The organism is Paenibacillus sp. JT22N12 (genome assembly GCF_056269365.1).
Genome location: NZ_JBWDNU010000004.1, coordinates 731,116 through 749,920, shown reverse-complemented (window position 1 = coordinate 749,920; position 18,805 = coordinate 731,116). Strand labels below are relative to the sequence as shown.

General features: G+C 50.2%; 9 protein-coding genes. 2 read left to right on the top strand and 7 right to left on the bottom strand.

From position 1 onward, the window contains the following. Positions 1–73: 73 nt before the first annotated feature. The 5 genes from AC0YOA_RS18910 to AC0YOA_RS18890 are packed head-to-tail and all read right to left on the bottom strand — an operon-like array spanning position 74 to position 9,869. The gene (locus tag AC0YOA_RS18910; protein WP_475787889.1) at positions 74–5,587 is read right to left on the bottom strand and encodes an S-layer homology domain-containing protein; all 5,514 of its coding nucleotides are present in this window, start codon (positions 5,585–5,587) and stop codon (positions 74–76) included. A gap of 55 nt (positions 5,588–5,642) precedes the next feature. Further along, complete coding sequence (locus tag AC0YOA_RS18905) at positions 5,643–6,491, bottom strand: carbohydrate ABC transporter permease (RefSeq protein ID WP_475787888.1); 849 nt, start codon at positions 6,489–6,491, stop codon at positions 5,643–5,645. Beyond that, positions 6,488–7,372, bottom strand: coding sequence for a carbohydrate ABC transporter permease (locus AC0YOA_RS18900; protein ID WP_475787887.1), 885 nt, complete (start codon positions 7,370–7,372; stop codon positions 6,488–6,490). The genes AC0YOA_RS18905 and AC0YOA_RS18900 overlap by 4 nt, the downstream gene beginning before the upstream one ends. A gap of 24 nt (positions 7,373–7,396) precedes the next feature. Continuing rightward, entirely contained in the window at positions 7,397–8,728 is a 1,332-nt protein-coding gene (locus AC0YOA_RS18895; RefSeq protein WP_475787886.1) for an extracellular solute-binding protein, read from the bottom strand. A 13-nt stretch (positions 8,729–8,741) separates the two neighbouring features. Further along, positions 8,742–9,869, bottom strand: a complete 1,128-nt coding sequence (locus AC0YOA_RS18890; RefSeq protein WP_475787885.1) for an ROK family transcriptional regulator — start codon at positions 9,867–9,869, stop codon at positions 8,742–8,744. 437 nt (positions 9,870–10,306) lie between these two features. Here AC0YOA_RS18890 and AC0YOA_RS18885 point away from each other — a divergent pair, with 437 nt between their 5' ends. Together AC0YOA_RS18885 and AC0YOA_RS18880 are read left to right on the top strand one after the other, a co-directional pair. Next, positions 10,307–10,654 (top strand): DUF4234 domain-containing protein, encoded by a 348-nt coding sequence (locus tag AC0YOA_RS18885; protein ID WP_475787884.1) that lies wholly within the window; start codon positions 10,307–10,309, stop codon positions 10,652–10,654. Next, the gene (locus tag AC0YOA_RS18880; RefSeq protein WP_475787883.1) at positions 10,608–11,030 is read left to right on the top strand and encodes a DUF2752 domain-containing protein; all 423 of its coding nucleotides are present in this window, start codon (positions 10,608–10,610) and stop codon (positions 11,028–11,030) included. The genes AC0YOA_RS18885 and AC0YOA_RS18880 overlap by 47 nt, the downstream gene beginning before the upstream one ends. A gap of 142 nt (positions 11,031–11,172) precedes the next feature. Here AC0YOA_RS18880 and AC0YOA_RS18875 read toward each other — a convergent pair whose 3' ends face one another. Both AC0YOA_RS18875 and AC0YOA_RS18870 read right to left on the bottom strand, forming a co-directional pair. Continuing rightward, positions 11,173–16,974, bottom strand: coding sequence for a GH92 family glycosyl hydrolase (locus tag AC0YOA_RS18875; RefSeq protein ID WP_475787882.1), 5,802 nt, complete (start codon positions 16,972–16,974; stop codon positions 11,173–11,175). Between the two features lie 26 nt (positions 16,975–17,000). Continuing rightward, positions 17,001–18,785: an S-layer homology domain-containing protein gene (locus AC0YOA_RS18870; RefSeq protein ID WP_475787881.1), complete on the bottom strand. Its 1,785-nt coding sequence runs from the start codon at positions 18,783–18,785 to the stop codon at positions 17,001–17,003. Positions 18,786–18,805: the final 20 nt, after the last annotated feature.

The following is an 18,805-nucleotide window of genomic DNA, read 5'->3' as shown; positions in this document are numbered from 1 at the left end:
TTCACAGTGACAGCCCCGTGATCGGGTCTCCGGGGCCTCACTGTGCATATCTTTTTAAATTTTCAATCCGGAATTACTCTGCGACCATAAGATCGATCAGATTCAACAATGCTTGTGCGGCTTCCGCACGGGTAGTGTTTGATTTCGGAGCAAAGTTTGCAGGCGATTGACCGCGCATTAGCTCAAGCTCAAGCGCTTTGCTAATGTCTGCTTCTGCCCATGACGATACCTGATTATGATCTTTGAAGTCTGCAAGACTGCTGGCATCCGTCTGTTTCTTACCGTTCTTATACTCATAAGCACGAACGATCAATACAGCCATTTGTTCCCGTGTAATTGGCGCATTAGGCGCAAATTCCGTGTCCGACAGGCCTTGAATCAAGCCTGCGTCGAAAGCTGCTGCCACATCGGCTGCAAACCAGTCCGATGCCGTCACATCCGCGAAAGCGGTGCTGCTGCCAGTCGCGTCAAGACCAATCGCTCTCACCAATAATGCGGCAAATTCAGCGCGCGTCGTCAGAGCGGACGGCTTGAACTGCGTATCGGACACTCCGTTAATCAGATGCTTGGCCGATAGGATCTGCAGTGACCTGTAAACCCAATGCTTGGATGGGACATCTATGAACGTTTTATCATACTGCATCACTGCATAGGTACCAAGATGAGATACTTTCACGGCTGCGGTATCGTTCGTTATATCGATATCGCCGCCGACGTAATCCCATTTGCCGGTTGTTTCATTGAACGTATAAACTCCCAGCAAGGCTTCATCAAGATCGGATGGATAAGACAATACGATCTCTGCCTGTTCCGTCAATGATGCAAGCTTGCTTTCTTTGCCGTCTTGATCCACGAGAACGAGCTCCAGGTTGTAGGACGATCCGCCAAGCTTGTAGCCTGAGTTAACCTGACCCTTCTCTTCCGGATTCATTCTTACGATAATCTGAGCCTTATCAGATTGACCCTCCAGCTGACCGGCCAATTTCTGAATGACTGCTGCCGGAATCGTCAGCGTTACGCCGGATGCCTGAACCTCCAACGCATTTCCAGCCAGAAGCTCTCCTGCGTTAATCGGGAGCACGGCTTCCGTTTTGCCGTCTTTCAATTCCAGTTTCACTTTGCCGTCCTGTACATGGGCCAGCTCTTCTTTGCTGAATGATTGCTGTGATTCCTTCCCGTCTGTACCAGGAGTCGAAACTGGAGGTGCAGGATAGTAAGGGATTGAAGTATTCTGCCCGCTAATCGCGATCTTCAGTTCTCCCACGACGCCTGAACCGTCATTTGCCGCTGCTTTCACGAGTACATCGCCATCGCCGGCTGCCGTGAGCAGCCCTGTCTCGCTGATTGATGCCGAACCGCCCAATCCAGAGACCGACCAGGTTACTGAAGGATCGCTCGCATACGACGGCGTTACGTCGGCAGTTAACTGAAGTGTGCCTTGGTAGCTCGTAATCGAGGTACCATCGCCATCCGCTTTAATGACGATGCCTGTTACCGGGCTAGCCACTTTGTTCGACAGAACAATACCTTCTGAAGCGGAGCCATTCCCGTTTAACGCCGATATTCGGAGACTATAGCTGTCGCCGGAGTTCAATCCGCCGAGAACGAAGGATTGCACGCCTTTGTCCACAATAACCGGTTCAATATTCGCCGGGGTATCTACTGTAATCTTGACTTTGCTGAATACAATGTCATCCGGATCCTTCCAGGTCACCTTCAATTGCTTTCCTTCGCCGTCGTATTCCGCTTTGGCATTTTGAACCTCGGCAGAATCACGGAGCACCAGCTTCACAGCCTGATTTTTAACTTCAGGGGCTGAGACGAGACTTGGTGACGGGAAGCTTAAAGACGCGCCAGTCAGCGTGAATTCAGCATTCTCGTTGTCAATTGAAGCAACATCCTTGGCTTTGAATTGAAGTTTCACAATCGTATCGCTCAAGCTCGTTCTCGGGCCTGAAGCCGCCAGCTTCAACTTAACTGTGCCAGGAACGCTTTTATCCACTTTCGATACGGCAACTGTTTTCTCTGCAGATACGGCAGATACGAAGTCAAACTTCGTGCTGTCGTAGTTGACATTGACATCTTCCCCGAATACGGAGCTTGTCACGTTCTGCAGTCCAAGATCCAATGAATACGTGCTGCCGGTTGTTGCAGATGCATCTCCGGTCAGTGTTGCTGCCGGTCCATACAGCTCGAATGCGGCAAGATTGAAGCTCGTTGCCGGGTTCGTAGCTGCAAGACCGGTTACGCCTTGACCTGTTCCTCCCGAACCGATCTGAGGGCTGCCCGGACGTTTACCTTCCATCGTAACGCGGATATACCGCTTGGTGACGGGAGCAAACTGCAAATCGTTCATGGCTGAACCATTGCTGTTTGTGGCGATAAGAACCTTTTTCCAGTTCGTATTGTCATCAGATACTTCAACAGTCAAATTCTGCGCATAATTCGCATAATCCCATCTCATGACTGCCCGGCTGAAGGATGTGGGCGCTCCCAGATCAACCTTGTACCACTGTGGGTCGGCTCCGGTTGTCGCATTCGTGGAGCTCTGCCATTTGGTAGTCAATGAGCTGCTATCCAGCGCATTATTCGCGTTATTCGAACCTTGTGTAGTGGACGCTGTTGCGGTCGTCTTTTTGAATACAAGATTCGTAGAACTCGGAAGCCCTTTCTGCGGTACAACGATATTGTTGTAGCTGCTGATCTCTACGACAGGAGCAGCATTCCCCAGATCCGACACCTTATATTGGGCGGTAAGGGTTCTCTCTTCTCCAGGCAGCAGCATGAAGTAGTTATCATCCATCCGCACCGGAGCGACCAGATCCCCGCCTTCGCCTTTTCTGATTTTGGCGAATACCGAATAAGCGATGTTGCTGCCATTATTCTTGATGGTATAGGTGAGCGTCTCCTCAGCGCCGTTAGTTACAGCAGCGGGTGTGCCTGCAATCGACAGGTCAGCCGGTCCCAGCTTCTGAAGATCCGTATAATCCGCATACTGATTTTGCGGGGTTGCGTTCCAGTTGTGGCTTGAGTATTTGACCACATCCTTCTTCAGCGATTCCGCATAGGAGTTCACGCTCACAAGATTTCCTGCGTCGTCCCTGAGCTCCAGGCGGATAAAGTAAGTCGGCGACAGGGTGAAATTGGCCTCGTCGATCTGATCAACCGTTGTAATGCCATAAGCCTCGTTGATCTTCCCTCCGAAGTCAATATCCTGATAGCCGACCGTTTTCGGAGCGCCGCCCTCGGCTGGTGCTGCCCCGTCTGGTGTAACCGCCAATTGGTTGAAGGTTCTGTCGTATACTTTCTTGCTGTCAATATTGTAGATTTGCACTTTCGCATTCAATCCGGAATAGGCGGTTTGCGTGCTGTTGACGATCTTGACCTGCTTGGTGCCGTAATCGAATAGAATATGAAGCGGCTCGTTGGCGATCTTTGTTCCGAAATAAGAGCTGTTCGGGTTCAGGTAGTAGTCGAACATATTCCAGTACAGGCTCGGCCATGCATTGTTAAGCATCCACTGCACCCAGCCGGACGCATTGGTGTACTTGTTCACCTGGAGCGCTTCATACTGCGCCCGGAATGCATCGTACTGCTGAACCTGGGCTTTGATATTGAATTCTTCAAGACTGTTGGACTCCCCGTAGTGATTGTCCAAAGCTCTGTTGAAATTCGCCAGATCCTTGAAGCTTCCTCTGGCCGTATGGTAATTCCATTGGGCGAAATTATCGCCGCCCACATTGTAAGGCCACAGCGTATTCGCCGGCAAAATCTTCTTCATCGTCTCGGTCACCGGAATACTCGGACCCGGACCCGCTTCCGAAGTAAAGCCGAATGCGCCGCCATCATTCATATCCTCGAAATACATCGCTGGAGGAGCGTAATCATACGTGGCATCCATATGCATGCCGCTGTACGTACCTGTCAATTCCGCCTTCTTGGCAGAGCCGCTGGAAATAATGGCCCCATAGTCATCCCAGTGGATTTTATGCTCCAGATCCAGGAATGCCTGTTCGACCTGCTTGCCCCGTTCGATCGTTCCACCATTCGGCAGATCGTCCCCATAAGAAGGAGGATTGTCGCTTCCGTTCAGCCAGGCAATCATGCTCGGATGAACGCGGGCGTTTTGAATTTGCGCCTGCAAGGAATCTTTTACAATATCGAGCTCTGCATCGCTGTAGGCTGCCGGCTGCTGCCATCTGCTGCAGCATACCCAGCCAGTCATGTAGAGAATCCCCTTCTCATCCAGAAGGTCGAGCAGCCGGTCATCGAAGAACATGCCTTCATCGCGGATCGCGTTCAGCCCCATATCATCAATATACTGCATGATGGCAACGTTCGTATCCTGATTGCGGCGGAGGAACAGATCCGTAGGGGAATAACCTCCCGCTTTAATCAGAATGGGCTTATGATTGACATAAAATTGCACCATATCCTTAAGACTGTCTTCATCAGAAGGTGAAACATTCATTTCTGTATCAATTTCACGAATCCCGAATTTTTGTTTGATCACATCAGTGACAACATTGTTGGCAGTGAATTTGAATTCAATGGAATACATCGGCTGACCGCCCATATCCTTCGGCCACCAAAGCTGAGGATTTGCGATGTTCAATTCGGCATACTTATCAGAGCCAAAATTGAACTCCTGATCCTGCACCCCTGCGCTCAGCGTAACAGGCTGCGAAACAGCCGCTACCACTGCGCCGCCGGGATCCGTAATGGTTGCGGATAATGTTCCTTCGATCTCGGAGCTTGTCTTGTTGCTCAGATCGACATAAGCGTTGAGGCTCGCCATGTTCAGCTCATTATTCACCTTGGAACCGACATATGGATTGCGCACCTCAACCGAATCGGTCGTGGTAATGAAAACGTCCCGCCAAAGGCCCATATTATTGTCGGCCGGTCGTGGCACCCAGTCCACCCAGTAGATGGAAAAATCTTTTCCGTAGTCGGATCGCTCTACAGATACGGCAATGGTATTCTTCGTCACGCCGTCGGCAGTGACATAATCGGTAATATCCAGCTCATACGTCCGGAAGCTGCCTACAATGTCGGAGGAGTCGGCAATCTGATGGCCATTGACCCAGATATTCCCTTTGTACGCAATTCCCTGGAAGTTTACGATGATTCTTTTACCCTGCTCCGACTGTGGCAATGTAAATTCGGTGCGGTACCACCAGGGTACTGTAAAGCGGCTTTCATCGATTTTGGACATTCCGTCTCCGATGTAGGGATCGGAAATATCACCGTCATTAATCAGGGCGCCCAGTACGGTGCTCGGTACCTGAGTGTCATACCAGCCTGTTGTATCGTAGCCCGGCGTTGAGATGTTGGCGCCGTATGCTGCCTGCACAACGGATTGGCCGTAGGTCGCCTCGGTGGCTGATTGAATTTTCCAGTTGTCTTTGAGCGGATAGACATTGTTTAACGTGACGGCTTTGCTCGAAGAGCCTGGCAAAGGGCCATTATCGATCACTGGTGCTGCATTAACCTTCGTGCTGAGCGGATTGTTAAAGCCGGTAAATATAAGCAATACAGCCATTACAATATGGTAAGCCTGCTTGAATGATTTGCTTTTTACCATTTCCTGCTTCCTCCTCATTATGGTTCGTGCAAGAATGCCAAGCCTGCATGCGGGTTTATTCCTTCACTCCGCCCGCCGTCATCCCGGTTACGATATGCTTCTGGAAAATGAATGAGATCAGAATTGGCGGCAGGCAAGCCAGCACCCCACCGGTTGCGATCATTCCATAGTCCACTCCATTTTTTCCGCTGAATTCAGCAATGGCCACGGGCACGGTTTTGGCATCGAGACTGGACGTAAACAACAGCGCAAAGAAAAATTCATCCCATGCCAGCAGAAACGCGAATATGCAGGTGGACAGGACGCCGGGACGAATAATCGGAAAAATAATAAGCCTGATGGTCTGGAACCGGCTGCAGCCGTCCATATACGCAGCTTCATAGAAATCATTTGACAGAAATTTCAAATAACTCTGCATAACCCAAATGACATAAGGAATGACAAAAGTTAAATCCAATAGAATCAAGGTCCATCTGGAATCCATCATGCCGAATTTATTCAGCATCGAAAACAACGGAATCACGATAACGACGGACGGGATCATGTAAGAGAACAGGAACAGGTACAGCATCTTCTGCTTGAATCTGAACCGGTATCTCGCGAAGCTGTGCGCAGCCAGTCCTCCGATAATCAAGGCAAGCAGTGTTGTGCATAAGGCGACAATCAGACTGTTGCCCATGGAAAGCCGGAACGTGTACGCCATATCATTGTCCGAATTTACGAAGATATCGATATATCGCTGAAACGTGACATGGCTTGGAATCCAACGCAGCGGCACCGCTGTCAGATCGACCTGATATGAGATGCTGGAGATAAACAGCCAGAGAAAGGGAGCCAGCGTGCAGAAAGCAACCAGGATCCCGAAAAGATACTGCACCAGCCTGAACCGTTTGCTGCTCCTCATGCCGACTCCTCCTCTGCCTTCAGCACCTTGACGTAGACAAAGGTGATAATGCCGATAATCAATGCAATGAGGAACGAGATCGTCGCGCCTTGTGAAAAATGCATGTTGTTGAATGCTTTGATATAGGCTTGATAGGTGAGCACCTTGGTTCCGTCCGAAGGTCCTCCCATAGTCAAAGCATAGATCAGGTCGAACACCTTGAACGATTCCATCGTCCTCATGACGATCAGGACGAGTATAGTCGGCTTCAGATGGGGAAGCGTCAGAACGAAAAACCGCTGCAGCCGCCCCGCTCCATCCACGCTTGCCGCCTCATACACGGATTTGTTGCTCATTTGCAGCGATGCCAATAGAAAGATTACGACAAGCGGCGTCATCTTCCAGACATCGGCCAGAATGACCATGTTCATCGCAAGCCAGGGCTTGCTGAGCCAGGATTGATAATGCGGAATAAGGTGCAGCTGCGTCAGAAAAGCATTCAATGCCCCGTATTCCGGCTGATAAATCCATTTCCACATCGCCCCGTTCACAATCGTCGGCACGGCCCAGGGCAGGATAATGATGGTGCGCAGGAAAGCAACTCCCCGGATCGGCTCGTTCAGCAGCAGCGCAATCAGCATACCAAACACCATCTCAAAGCTGATCGATACGAAAGAGAAATAGAATGTTCTGCCTGCGGATTCCCAGAAACTCTTATCTGTAAGAATCTCGTAGTAGTTTTTCAATCCTACATAATCGCCCATCGATTCAACATTTAACGACATATCATGAAAGCTTAGGATGAACGTATAAATCAATGGGAAGAGAATAATACCGAATACCGCCAGAACAGCGGGAGTGATATTAAGCCAGACGTAGGTTGTATCACTCATTCTTCTCATGGCATTGCCCTTTCTTGACAAATATTAACTCTCTTGAGAAATATCAGTGGCTTTTTTCTGCAATTCATCCAATGCGCTTTGCGCCGTTTTCGACCCGTTCAAGGCCTCGCTCACCGCTACCTGGGCTTCTGTGGAGAATTCTCCGTACCAAGGTACGATTGCACGGTTGACCAGATAGTTGTATTGCGTTTTTGCCAAATTAACAAGCTCAGGATTGGTTGCAACGACATCTTGATCTTCATAGAGCGATTTCCAGATCGGCAGTGCATCCTTGGCATATTTCTTCTGGAAGTCTTTATCCGCGAGGAATTGAATGTACTTCCAGGCCGCATCGGCATTTTTACTGCCTTTGGTTACCGCAAGCCCCATGCCCCCATTTACCGTCGCGCTTACCGCTTTGGAAGTTCCCGGGCTGAGCGCAATGCCAACCTTGCCGACAACCTGCGATTTTTCCGTATCATTGTTCGCTGCGTTAAACATATAGGTCCAGTTCAAGGCAAAGGCCGCTTTGCCGCTTGAGAACACGCCTGTTACGTCATCCTCCAAATATTCGAGCGAGTTCGGATTCGTCAAACCGTCTTTAATCGATTGCGCCATAAAATTAATAGCATCCACATTGGCCGGATCGTTAATCGTAATATTTCCGTCTTTTACCAGATGCCCGCCGAACGATTCCGTAATCGAAGTCACGTCGCACACCAGCGCTTCGGATTGCTTCCAGGTTGCAACGAGCGGATAATCCACGATCCCTTTCTCTTTCAGAACTTTGGCCTGGGCCAATAATTCATCCCATGTTGCAGGAGGTGCATCGAAGCCTGCTTTCTGCAGCATTTCTTTGTTATAGAACAGGTAGCGGGTATCATTCAGCCACGGCATTCCGTACAATTCATTCTTGTAGGTTACGGAGTCTAGCGCCCCTTGGAAAATATCTGACCGTTCTTCAGCCGGAAGCTTGTCCGAAACGTTCTTGATGATTCCCGCTTCCGCGAATTTCGCAGTCCATGGAGCGTCAATCAGGACAACATCATAGCTGCTTCCGCCGGTAATGATTTTCTGTTCAAGAGATTCATAGGCAACGAAGGTTGGCTCTACCTTGATCGTCGGATTCAATTTCATGAACTCATCCGTCGCTTCCTGAGTCGCCTCCTCGCTGTATCCGGCTTGCTTCATGAAAATGGCCTTCAGTGTGACTGGCTTGTCTGAACTCCCCTCATTGCTGCCTGCATTGGTGCTGGTGTTGCTGGTTCCAGTGGCGGCCGTATTGTCTGCGCTGTTGTTGCCGCTGCTGGAGCATCCGCTTAAAATCCCCACACCTAGCATGATTGCGGATAAAGCGATACCAAGCTTCCTCTTCATCTGACTTCCTCCTCTATTCATTTCCTTGTATTTGTTGAAAAGCGTAAGCGATCGCACCCATCGCACAGGCTTCCTTACCCAGGAGAGCCAGTTCTATCGTGGTCTCAATCGGTGTGGAGCTGCTCACTCTTTTCTTGATACCGGGCAAAAAAGGACTTAACCATTCGGAAATTTCTCCCCCAATGATCACTTTCTCAGGATTCATGAAGCTTACAATATTGGAAATGACCGCAGACAAATGCACCATGAAATCATCCACGATCGGAATTACCCGTGTATCGCCGTTAGCATACAGGTTGAAGATCTCCTCTACGCCATATCCGCTCTTGGCAAGTGCGGTTCCGGAAACTTTATGCTCCAATGTTCCGAACTTCTCCGCTTCGTTTATCACACCGCTTCTCACTTCGTCCGGCGTAATGAAATAGCCAATTTCACCTGCCGAGAACCGGTGTCCGGTAATAATCGTGCCATTGGCAATAATCGCGCTGCCGAGCCCGTCTCCAATGGAGATGAAGACGATATTGCTTTCATTGGCCCCGGAGCCTGACGCGCTTTCTCCGAACGCTGCGCAATTGACATCATTGTTGAAATATAGCGGGAAGGAAAAATGCGGCTGGAATACCTGCTTCAAATTGACATTCTTATATCCGAGCGCAGGCGAGTCATTGATAAGAATTCCGTTCTCGGCGTCAATCGTACCCGGCAGACCCACTCCCATGCCGATAATTTCATCCTGGCTGATATGCGATCTGTCAATGCACGCCTGAATGAGAGCGACGATCTCCGGAAGCTGCTTCGGAACCGGATGATCTTCTTTGAAGACGATCTCCCCATCCAGATCCGTTATGCGAAGGAGACACTTGGAGCCGCCAATCTCAACCCCGACCCCATACGCCGATTTAGGATTAAATCCAAGCTTCATGCCCCGCCGTCCGCCCTCGCTGGTCGAGCTGCTTAAGCCAAGCTCCGTGACAAATTTCTTATGTATCAGCTCCTCCACGATCAGAGATACGGTGGAACGGCTCAAGCTCAATACCTGTGCTATTTTCGCCCGCGTAATCGGCTGCTTCTCACGAATAAGATTGAGCACAAGCGAGCTATTCACCTGTTTGATCATTTCCAGATTCCCTTTTCTTACCATATGCATCCCCTTTTTATTTGTTAGTTCGTTTGTTTGTTCGATGACAAAACTAACTGGTGACATCAGTATAAAGTCAAATCAAGGAAAGTGTCAACAGAAATTTCGTTTGTTTGTTATGTTTAATAACATCAACGCGTGGGTCCAATGAATCATTGCGTAAGAAAAACTAACACCAAATACGACATTAGGCTAAAATATGACAAATCGAAGAGAGCCGCCCCCCGTCCTTGACGGCAAAAATGGAGGCGGTATCCAATCTATTAGATATTCATTTTTAACTTGTATTTATGTTCATAATTTCATATAATCAGAATGTCGTTTTTTGACATATTTTGTCGCAGTTGATGGTTACATCCATTTCACCCATCAATTTTGTTCGGAGATTTCATGGCATGATTTTTCGCCTGAATATAAATAAATAATCAGGATGGTGTGTAATGGTTACTCAGAGAAGTGTCGGATTGGCAGTTATTTTGTCATTGATCACATGCGGGATCTATGCAATCTACTGGTTTATTGTTTTGACCAATGAAGCGGGCGAACTAAGCGGGGATTCCTCGTTTACAGGGGGCAAGCATTTTCTTCTGACCCTGGTGACTTGCGGAATTTGGAGCTTCGTCTGGGCCTATCAGGTAGGCAAGCAGGTCGGAGAAGCGCAGCGGCAGCGCGGCTTGATGGTTTCGGATAATTCGCTTATTTATCTGATTCTCACATTTGTCGGCTTGGGAATCGTAGTCTATGCTTTGGTGCAATCCGATGTTAATAAAATGGCGTATCGGGCTTAATCCGACAAGGTATCCCAAACTTGCGTGGGGTGCCTTGCTTGGCGCCGGAGGATTTATCTACCTGAAGATATGGCTGCCTGCGACAAATCTCGGGGTCCCGTGCGTATTTCACGAGCTGACGGGGCAGTATTGTCCGGGATGCGGAATAACGAGGAGTGCTCTATCCTTGCTGCAATTGGACTTTAATCAGTCTTTCAGATACAACCCCTTGATTTATTTCATAATACCTCTGTATGCGGCTTATTTGGTCGCAAACAAGAAACAAAAGCCCCGGATAAGCAAGACAATAATGACTGTTATGCTTACGGTAACTGTGGCTTTTGGTATATTGAGGAATATCCCTCTATTCGATTGGCTGGCTCCGACGGAAGTTTGATGAACATCTAAAGAAGAAAAATAGAAGCTGCTCATAAGTCATGAATGACTTACGGGCAGCTTCTTCAATTAATCTCTTAAATGGCAGCACCTGTTTCAACTATTTAATCTCCGCGGCACCGCTGGACTTACTTGTGCAAAAATTATTCACTCAATGTGAAACTGGCATTATCGAAATTTCCGATGTACTTAAAGGTCGAACTTCCCGTACCGGTAAGTACAAGATAGACATTTTGAAGTCCGCTCAGCGTTCGGGTCAGCTTGCCTGTTACGGTCTGATACGTGCCCCATCCGTTCGCTGTCGGAGGTGTTGCGATCTTGCCCACTAACGTACCGTTGGGTCCGCCCAAGCGAACTTCAACTGCCGCGTCAGCCGGGCAGCTCGCACTGTTGCCCGAATACTCGATGGACAACTGATTGACGCCTTCGCTGCCAAAATCCATTCGCTTGTAGGCCAGCCATGCGCCATTGAACGTATTGGCGACCTGCTTTCCCAGTCCGCCTTTACCATTTTCCGTTTTCAGCGGCGTGTTGTTGTTGAACGTATTGGTTGCCGTTGTCCACTCGTCATAGCTTTCCAATTCCAGCTGGGCAAAGTCCGCTCGCGTACTCAACGAAAAGCTGGCATTGTCGAAATTTCCGATGTACTTAAAGGTCGAACTTCCCGTACCGGTAAATACAAGATAGACATCCTGAAGTCCGCTCAGCGTTTGGGTCAGCTTGCCTGTTACGGTCTGATACGTGCCCCATCCGTTCGCTGTCGGAGGTGTTGCGATCTTGCCCACTAACGTACCGTTGGGTCCGCCTAAGCGAACTTCAACTGCCGCGTCAGCCGGGCAACTTGCGCTGTTGCCCGAATACTCGATGGACAACTGATTGACGCCCTCGCTGCCGAAATCCATTCGCTTGTAGGCCAGCCATGCGCCATTGAACGTATTGGCGACCTGCTTTCCCAGTCCGCCTTTACCATTTTCCGTTTTCAGCGGCGTGTTGTTGTTGAACGTATTGGTTGCCGTTGTCCACTCGTCATAGCTTTCCAATTCCAGCTGGGCAAAGTCCGTTCTGACGGGTTCATCTCCTGGCTCATCCGGTTCATCGGCACTTAACGAAAAACTGGCATTATCGAAGTTGCCCACGTACGTATAAGTGCCATCGGTCGTGCCGGTAAGTACGAGATAAACGTCTTGAAGACCGGTAAGCGTCTGGGTCAAGTCGCCTGTTGCCGTTTTGTAGGTACCCCATCCGCTGGCTGTCGGAGGTACGGCGATGGTACCGACTAATGTGCCCTCTTTGCTGCCCAAACGAACTTCAACAGCTGAGTCGGGCGCGCAGTTCAAGCTGTTGCTTGAATACTCGATGGACAGTTGATTGACTCCCTCGCTGCCGAAGTCCATCTTCTTGTAGGCCAGCCATGCTCCGTTGAAGGTATTCGCAACCTGCTGTCCGCTTTTTCCGCCTTCTGTTTTCAGCGGACTGTTCTTAGCCGGATTAAGTTCCGTCGACCATTCATCATAGGTTTCCAGCTCCAGCTTGGCAAAGTCGTTTCTAATCTTCACGTAATCAAACGTAAAACGGTCGAAGTTGCCGATGTAAGGAAGCGATTGGGTCGTATTTCCATTCATGACAATATACAGATTCTGCTTGCCAGTTAACGTTTTGTTCAATTGCGCATCCGTTGTTTTGTAGGTTCCCCAGCCGCTGCCCGTATTCGGCAGATTGACCGTTCCGACCAGTTCGCCATCTTTAGCTCCCAATCGGATATCAAGCGTGCTGCCTGCAGGTACTTTCGTCGAAGGCGCATCATACTCAACGGTAATGTGATTGGCACCTTCGGTTCCAAAATCGACATTGTCATAGGCGAGCCATGCTCCGGTGAACGTGTTGCTGACAGTCGTGCCTCCATTGTTTTGTTCGGTTTTTAACGGACCCTGGTTAAATTGATTCAGCTCCGACGACCGATCCGTGCTGCCTTCGAACTGAATCGTCAGTCCGTCCTCTCCAGGCTCTTCGGGCTCATCCGGAACATCCGGTTCATCCGTCGGCAGCGGAATCGGCTCCGGCAGCGGTTCTTCATCGCCCGGCGGTTTCGGATCCGGATCGGTCACCGGCTCCGGCTTCGATTCAATCGGCTCCGCCAACCATAGCGAATTGTAGATGTTGCCGTCGTACGCATCTACCAGGTAGACATTCACCTGATATTTGCTTGCATTGACGTTGAAAATATTCGAAAGCTCGAAGCTTCCGGTGTCCACAGGCACAGCGCTGGACATCAGAGCCTTCTCATCCTGATCCATCAATTGAAAGACCGCAACTGCCGAATCGGCATAGTCGCCCTTCAATGTGCCTTTAATATCTACAACCATGTTTCCGTCCCGTTTGATATCGGCCTTGAGATCAAAAACATCCCACTTGACGTCCGACGTATAGGCCGCGTCTGATACCAGCACATGTCCGGCCGTTTGACCCAGGTCTTTATTGGCCTTGACTCTTACCTGAACCTTGCCTGCCTCGAAATCCAGCGGACCTACGGTTAATGGATTCGCAGCTGCCTGTTTCCAGGTTAAGCCTCCGTCGGTGCTGTATTCGTAATCGCCTGCCTGTTCGAATCCAGGTACAAACGTCCATCCGAAGGTATTGGCTTTATCGTCCACTACAGGAGCGGTCGGCGCAGCCGGCTTCGCCATTTGCTTAGCCGCATCGAGACTGAACTCGAATGCGATATCCGAGCTGTTCGCAGCAGCCTGGTGAACCTCTGCGGTCAATACATTTGTACCCTCCAACAGATAGGACGGATCAATGATATAGCTGTTCCGGTCCCGTTCGTCATTGACGGTCGCATTCGCAATGGTGCCGTATGTCGCATCGCCCAGCGGCATATTCGTCCGGATAATTTCATGTCCGTTCAAATATACAACAGCTCCGTCATCGCGGATGAGACTGGCATCCAGTTCGGTTATATCCTTAACATCTGACGCCTCAAAGGTTTTGCGGAAGTACGTGGTCATATACTTGTTGTTCGTATCCGGACCGTAGCTTACCTTGGTCTTCACTTTATTGTAGTTATCGTAACCGAGCATCGCCTGCCCGGAAGCCCAGGCGCTGTCGTCATAAGCCGCAGTTGTCCAGCCATTGCCGGCATACTGGCCTTTATCGTAATACTTCCATTCCGATCCCTCGGAAATGAGTTCTTGATGAGTCAGCGTATCATCAATATCTGCCGAGAAATCCGTTGTCGGCGGAGCTGCGCTGGCTACAGCGCCCCAGCTCATATTCGGCTGCGAACCCATTTGGAATTCAAGGGTGCCGCCTGCCATAATATCATCGTAGTTGATCCAGGCCTGATTGAAGTTCTTGCCGCCAAGCTCAGCGGACTGGATAAAACGATTGTCGCTGGACACATTGTTGGCCTTGATCGTAAAGCTTTTGCCATTGTCCAGATGCAGTGTCATCTCGGAGAATATAGGTGAACCGATCAAGTAATACGGGTCTCCCGGATTTCCGGGGTACAAGCCCATGGCGCTGTACACGAACCAGGAAGCCATTGCTCCTGCGTCATCATCCATTGATTGGATATACCCTTCCGGATCTTCGCGGTAGATACGGGTATTCATCGGATAAGCGTACAACCCGTGGTTATGGTATTTCTGGGTAACCACTTCCGTCGTATATTCTCTCGCATAATATTGGGTCAGATAAGGATAACCCAGATAATCGAACATATACGGCACATTCAAATCCGTTTCATTGACAGCCATGTATTCATCGATGTCGAAGAAGTGCTTCAGCTCCTTCGCCATCTCCGTCTTGTCGCCGATCAGATCGGCGAGCCCGTTGAAATCCTGCGGAACAAACCAGCGGTATGTCCAGAGATTCCCTTGGTAGGCATATTTGTCAACCTGGGTAATATCCCCTTTGTTAACCGTTGTCGCGTTAGGCGTGAAGAAACCACGTTTAACGCCTTTCTCGTCCACTTGATCCGGATTCCAGAGATCCTTGTAGGACAAGGCAATATCCTTATATTTCTCATACGTTTTCTTATCGCCGGTCATGGCGGCAAGCTTCATCGGGAAAGAAGCGCTGAACGCTTTTTCCATCCCGCTGGAAATATCGCCGTTGTTTACCGCGTAGTTGTCGGTATCGACCGCCATTCCTTTAAGCGCTTTGGACACGTCGAAATCATCCAGACCTTTCGAATAGGCATCGAGGATTACGGCGCCGTTGAACTCATTTCTTACAGTCGGACTCGGCCAGTATCCGTCACCCCACTGCGTATAGGAGCCCCTCGTGTCATACACATCCACCATGGACTTCACCATGTTCTGATATTTCTGCGGGTCAAGCAGCGAATACAGGGAATATTTGCGGAAATCATCCCAGGTGGACCAGCCGTTGTAGTATTCGAAGTCGTCGCCGAGCTCCGACGCCTGGCGGATCGTGTTCTCATCCCTTCCCGCACGGAATGTTCCATCCGAGCTGGTTACATTATTCGGGTGAAGGAAAGAGTGGTACAGCTGGGTATAAAATACCGTTTTGTTCTCTTCATTGGAGTCCGTGATTTCAACCTTGTTCAGCACGTCGCTCCAAATGTTTCGGGCTTTCTCATGCTGGGCATCGAAATCCCAGCCTTCAACATCGTGATCGCGTTCGTATTTGGCCTGATCGACACTGATCGTCGACAGACCTACTTTCGCTTGAACCACTTTGTTGTCTGCCGTATTGAAATTCACCCAGACTCCGCTGTTCGAACCGGTGCGCGTAGGCACGGCTCCCGTCGCGTCGCCCTGCCAGGACGTGTAGGAGTCAAAATCGTGATCGAACTGAATGGAATAATACATGGTGTAATACCCATGTCCGCACACATTCTTCGATTGGATCATACCGGAAATCTCGTTGTTGCTCGTAACGGTCAGGTTGGCATCTACCATCCCGGCATAAGAGTTTGAGAGGTCAACCAGCACAGAGCCGGTATTGTTCTCAGGAAACGTATAACGGTGAAAGCCGACGTTTTGGGATGCAGTGAGTTGAACGTCAATTCCGGACCCAAGCTTCACTGCATAATAGCCTGGAGAAGCTTCCTCGCTGCTTTTATCATACGGCTGTTTATACTGATTGCTGTCTTTCGTAAAAGCTCTTGTTTCCGGCATCATCAGGATATTGCCTCCTGCTCCGCTGCAGCCTACGCCGCTGAAGCGGAGATGCGAGAACCCTTTGATAGCTTTATCCTGATAGTAGTATCCGCTGAACGCTCCTCCATCACTGTCAGGGCCCAGCGAGACCAGACCGAAAGGCGTGGTTGGACCCGGATTCGTCTGTCCGTTGTCGCCCAGTGTGTTAATGAAGGGGTCCACATAATCCACAGGCTTGAGGTTAGTCGCAGGATACGCGGGCGACTGTCCGGATTCCACCCCGTACACTTCCAGTTCATACAACCGGACTGTGTTATTGTCATATGCCGCCTTATCGATATAAAGTCTGACGTACTGGGCAGAGAATGCCTGCTCTCCCGGTAAATACCGGTCGACGATCGTCTGCACATTGCCCGTCACGACATCGACATCTTCCCAGGTTTCGCCGTCCGTACTCTTCTGCAGACGAAAATCCTTCGTATTCCAGAACGGGCTGTTGGTATTCTCGCTAATTCCGGCGTTCTTCATCACCCATTCGTTAATCGTATAGACCTGGCCCAAATCCAGCTCCAGCCATTTCTTGGCCGTAGTGGAATTGTCGCACCACTTCGTGTTGGCCTTGCCGTCGACAGCGAAGCTTGCAGCCTCATTAGCGTTGCACTGCCCTGAAGATGTGGCGGTCGCATTCAAAGCCACGTTCCTGGTCTCAACTGCCTGCGCATCAACAGGTGCCGCCGCAACGGCGCTCCAGGTTAACGGCTCCATCATGCCATACAGGAACAACGCCGTCATTACAATTGAAATAAGCTTTTTCCACATTGCGATTGGGTCCTCCCGCTTTCGTTTTATAAAGAACCGTTCGGCAGCAGCCGATTGATCATGACCGCCACTTCAGCACGAGTTACCGATTTCCTCGGATTGAAATGGGAGCCGTCTCCCTGGATCAATCCTTTCGACCAGGCTTCATTAACAGAAGCAGCGGCCCATGCGGCGATCCCGTTCACATCCGTAAAGGAAGGCTTTCCTTTGTCCGATCCGGCAAGGTCAAAATACTTGGCCGCACGAACAAGCGCTACAACCGCTTCCTGACGCGTAATCTTCGCATCCGGTCTGAATGCTCCGCCATAACCCTCGACAATGCCAAGCGATGCCGCGTTTGCAATCGGTTCGCTGTAGTATTGATTGGCTGCCACATCCGTGAACGGATTGGCTTCGGCTTTGACCGTCACTTTGCCCGTCCACTCAATCTCCCGCATAATCATGGTGGCGAACTCTGCGCGGGTGATGCTCCGGTTCGGCTCATAATGGTGCTCGTCCACACCATTGACAATATGCTTGGCAGTGAGCGACTTTACAGCTTGATCCGCCCAATGTCCCGCCAAATCCAAAAAGATTTTGTTATATTCAAGAATCGTATAATACGAGAAATGCTCTGCCGTGAACGTGAACATGCCGCTGCTGAGGGTGCCCCTTACATATTCAGCTTGATCGCCATTCACATAATAGACGCCGGCAAGATCGGAAGAGATCGATTTCGCCTGTTCGTCCGTCAGCTTCATCGTGACGACAGCAGGCTTGTCCAGGTCATGAATATCGACGACCTTCCCTCCGGAAATCACTTGAATTTCGACGGAGATGACAGCTCCGGTCGAAGTATAATCCGGATTGGACTTAAGCGACTGATTAATCATGTTTTTAGCCTCATCCGTCGCAACCGTGTTCAGCACAATGCGGACCCGCGACAGCAGCTCATTCGAAGCCGCTATGGAGCCTGCCGGGAAACGGACCGTACGGTTGCCTGATATGACGATCAAATCCAGGTTTTTATCCTTCAGATCCTGTAAGGATCTTGCAGGAAACTCCAGCGCACTGCCGGCTTCGCCGGCGGATGCCGGCAGCTGGATCGTTACGGAGTCAGCTGCTTGCTGTATGCCTTTGGTCATTGCATCGCTGCCAACCACATAGCGTCCGTCTTTATCCAGCACCGGTTGAACGGTGGAGCCGGCCGCAGTGCCTGCATCGGACGGGATGGTAGCACCCGTCGGAGCGGTACTGCCATTTGAGCCGCTTCCTTGATTTCCGTTACCCGGTGTGTCCGGCAAGTCCGGATTACCCGGTTCATTCGGATCGCCCGGATCATCCGGATCACCTGGATCATCCGGATCACCTGGATTACCCGGGTTGCCTGGATTACCCGGATCTCCCGGATTACCTGGATTACCCGGATCACCTGGATTACCCGGATTACCCGGATCTCCCGGATTACCCGGTCCGCCACCAAGCTTCTCGACTACCGAGAACGTCTTGGTTTCCGTCAGGCCGCCGCTGCCGGCAACTGCCTTATAGACGCCAAATGGAGCAAGATCCTCGTCCTTGGGAATCGCCACCTTGACGGAATAGCTGCCATTCACAGGAGTTATAACATCAATATAAAATACCGTCTGATTGGGAGTTACTATCTTAACCACAACATCGTTCGCATTGCTCGAAGCCATCCCGGAAAGCGTGATTTCACCGCCGCGAAGGACTTCATTCCCGCTCAAGTTGAGCGAGAATGAAGCCGCTGCGTAGCCTGAAACCGGTGAGAGCGCGAAGAACAACGCCATAATGGCCGCCAAATATCTTTTCACCGTATCCAGTCCTCTCTATT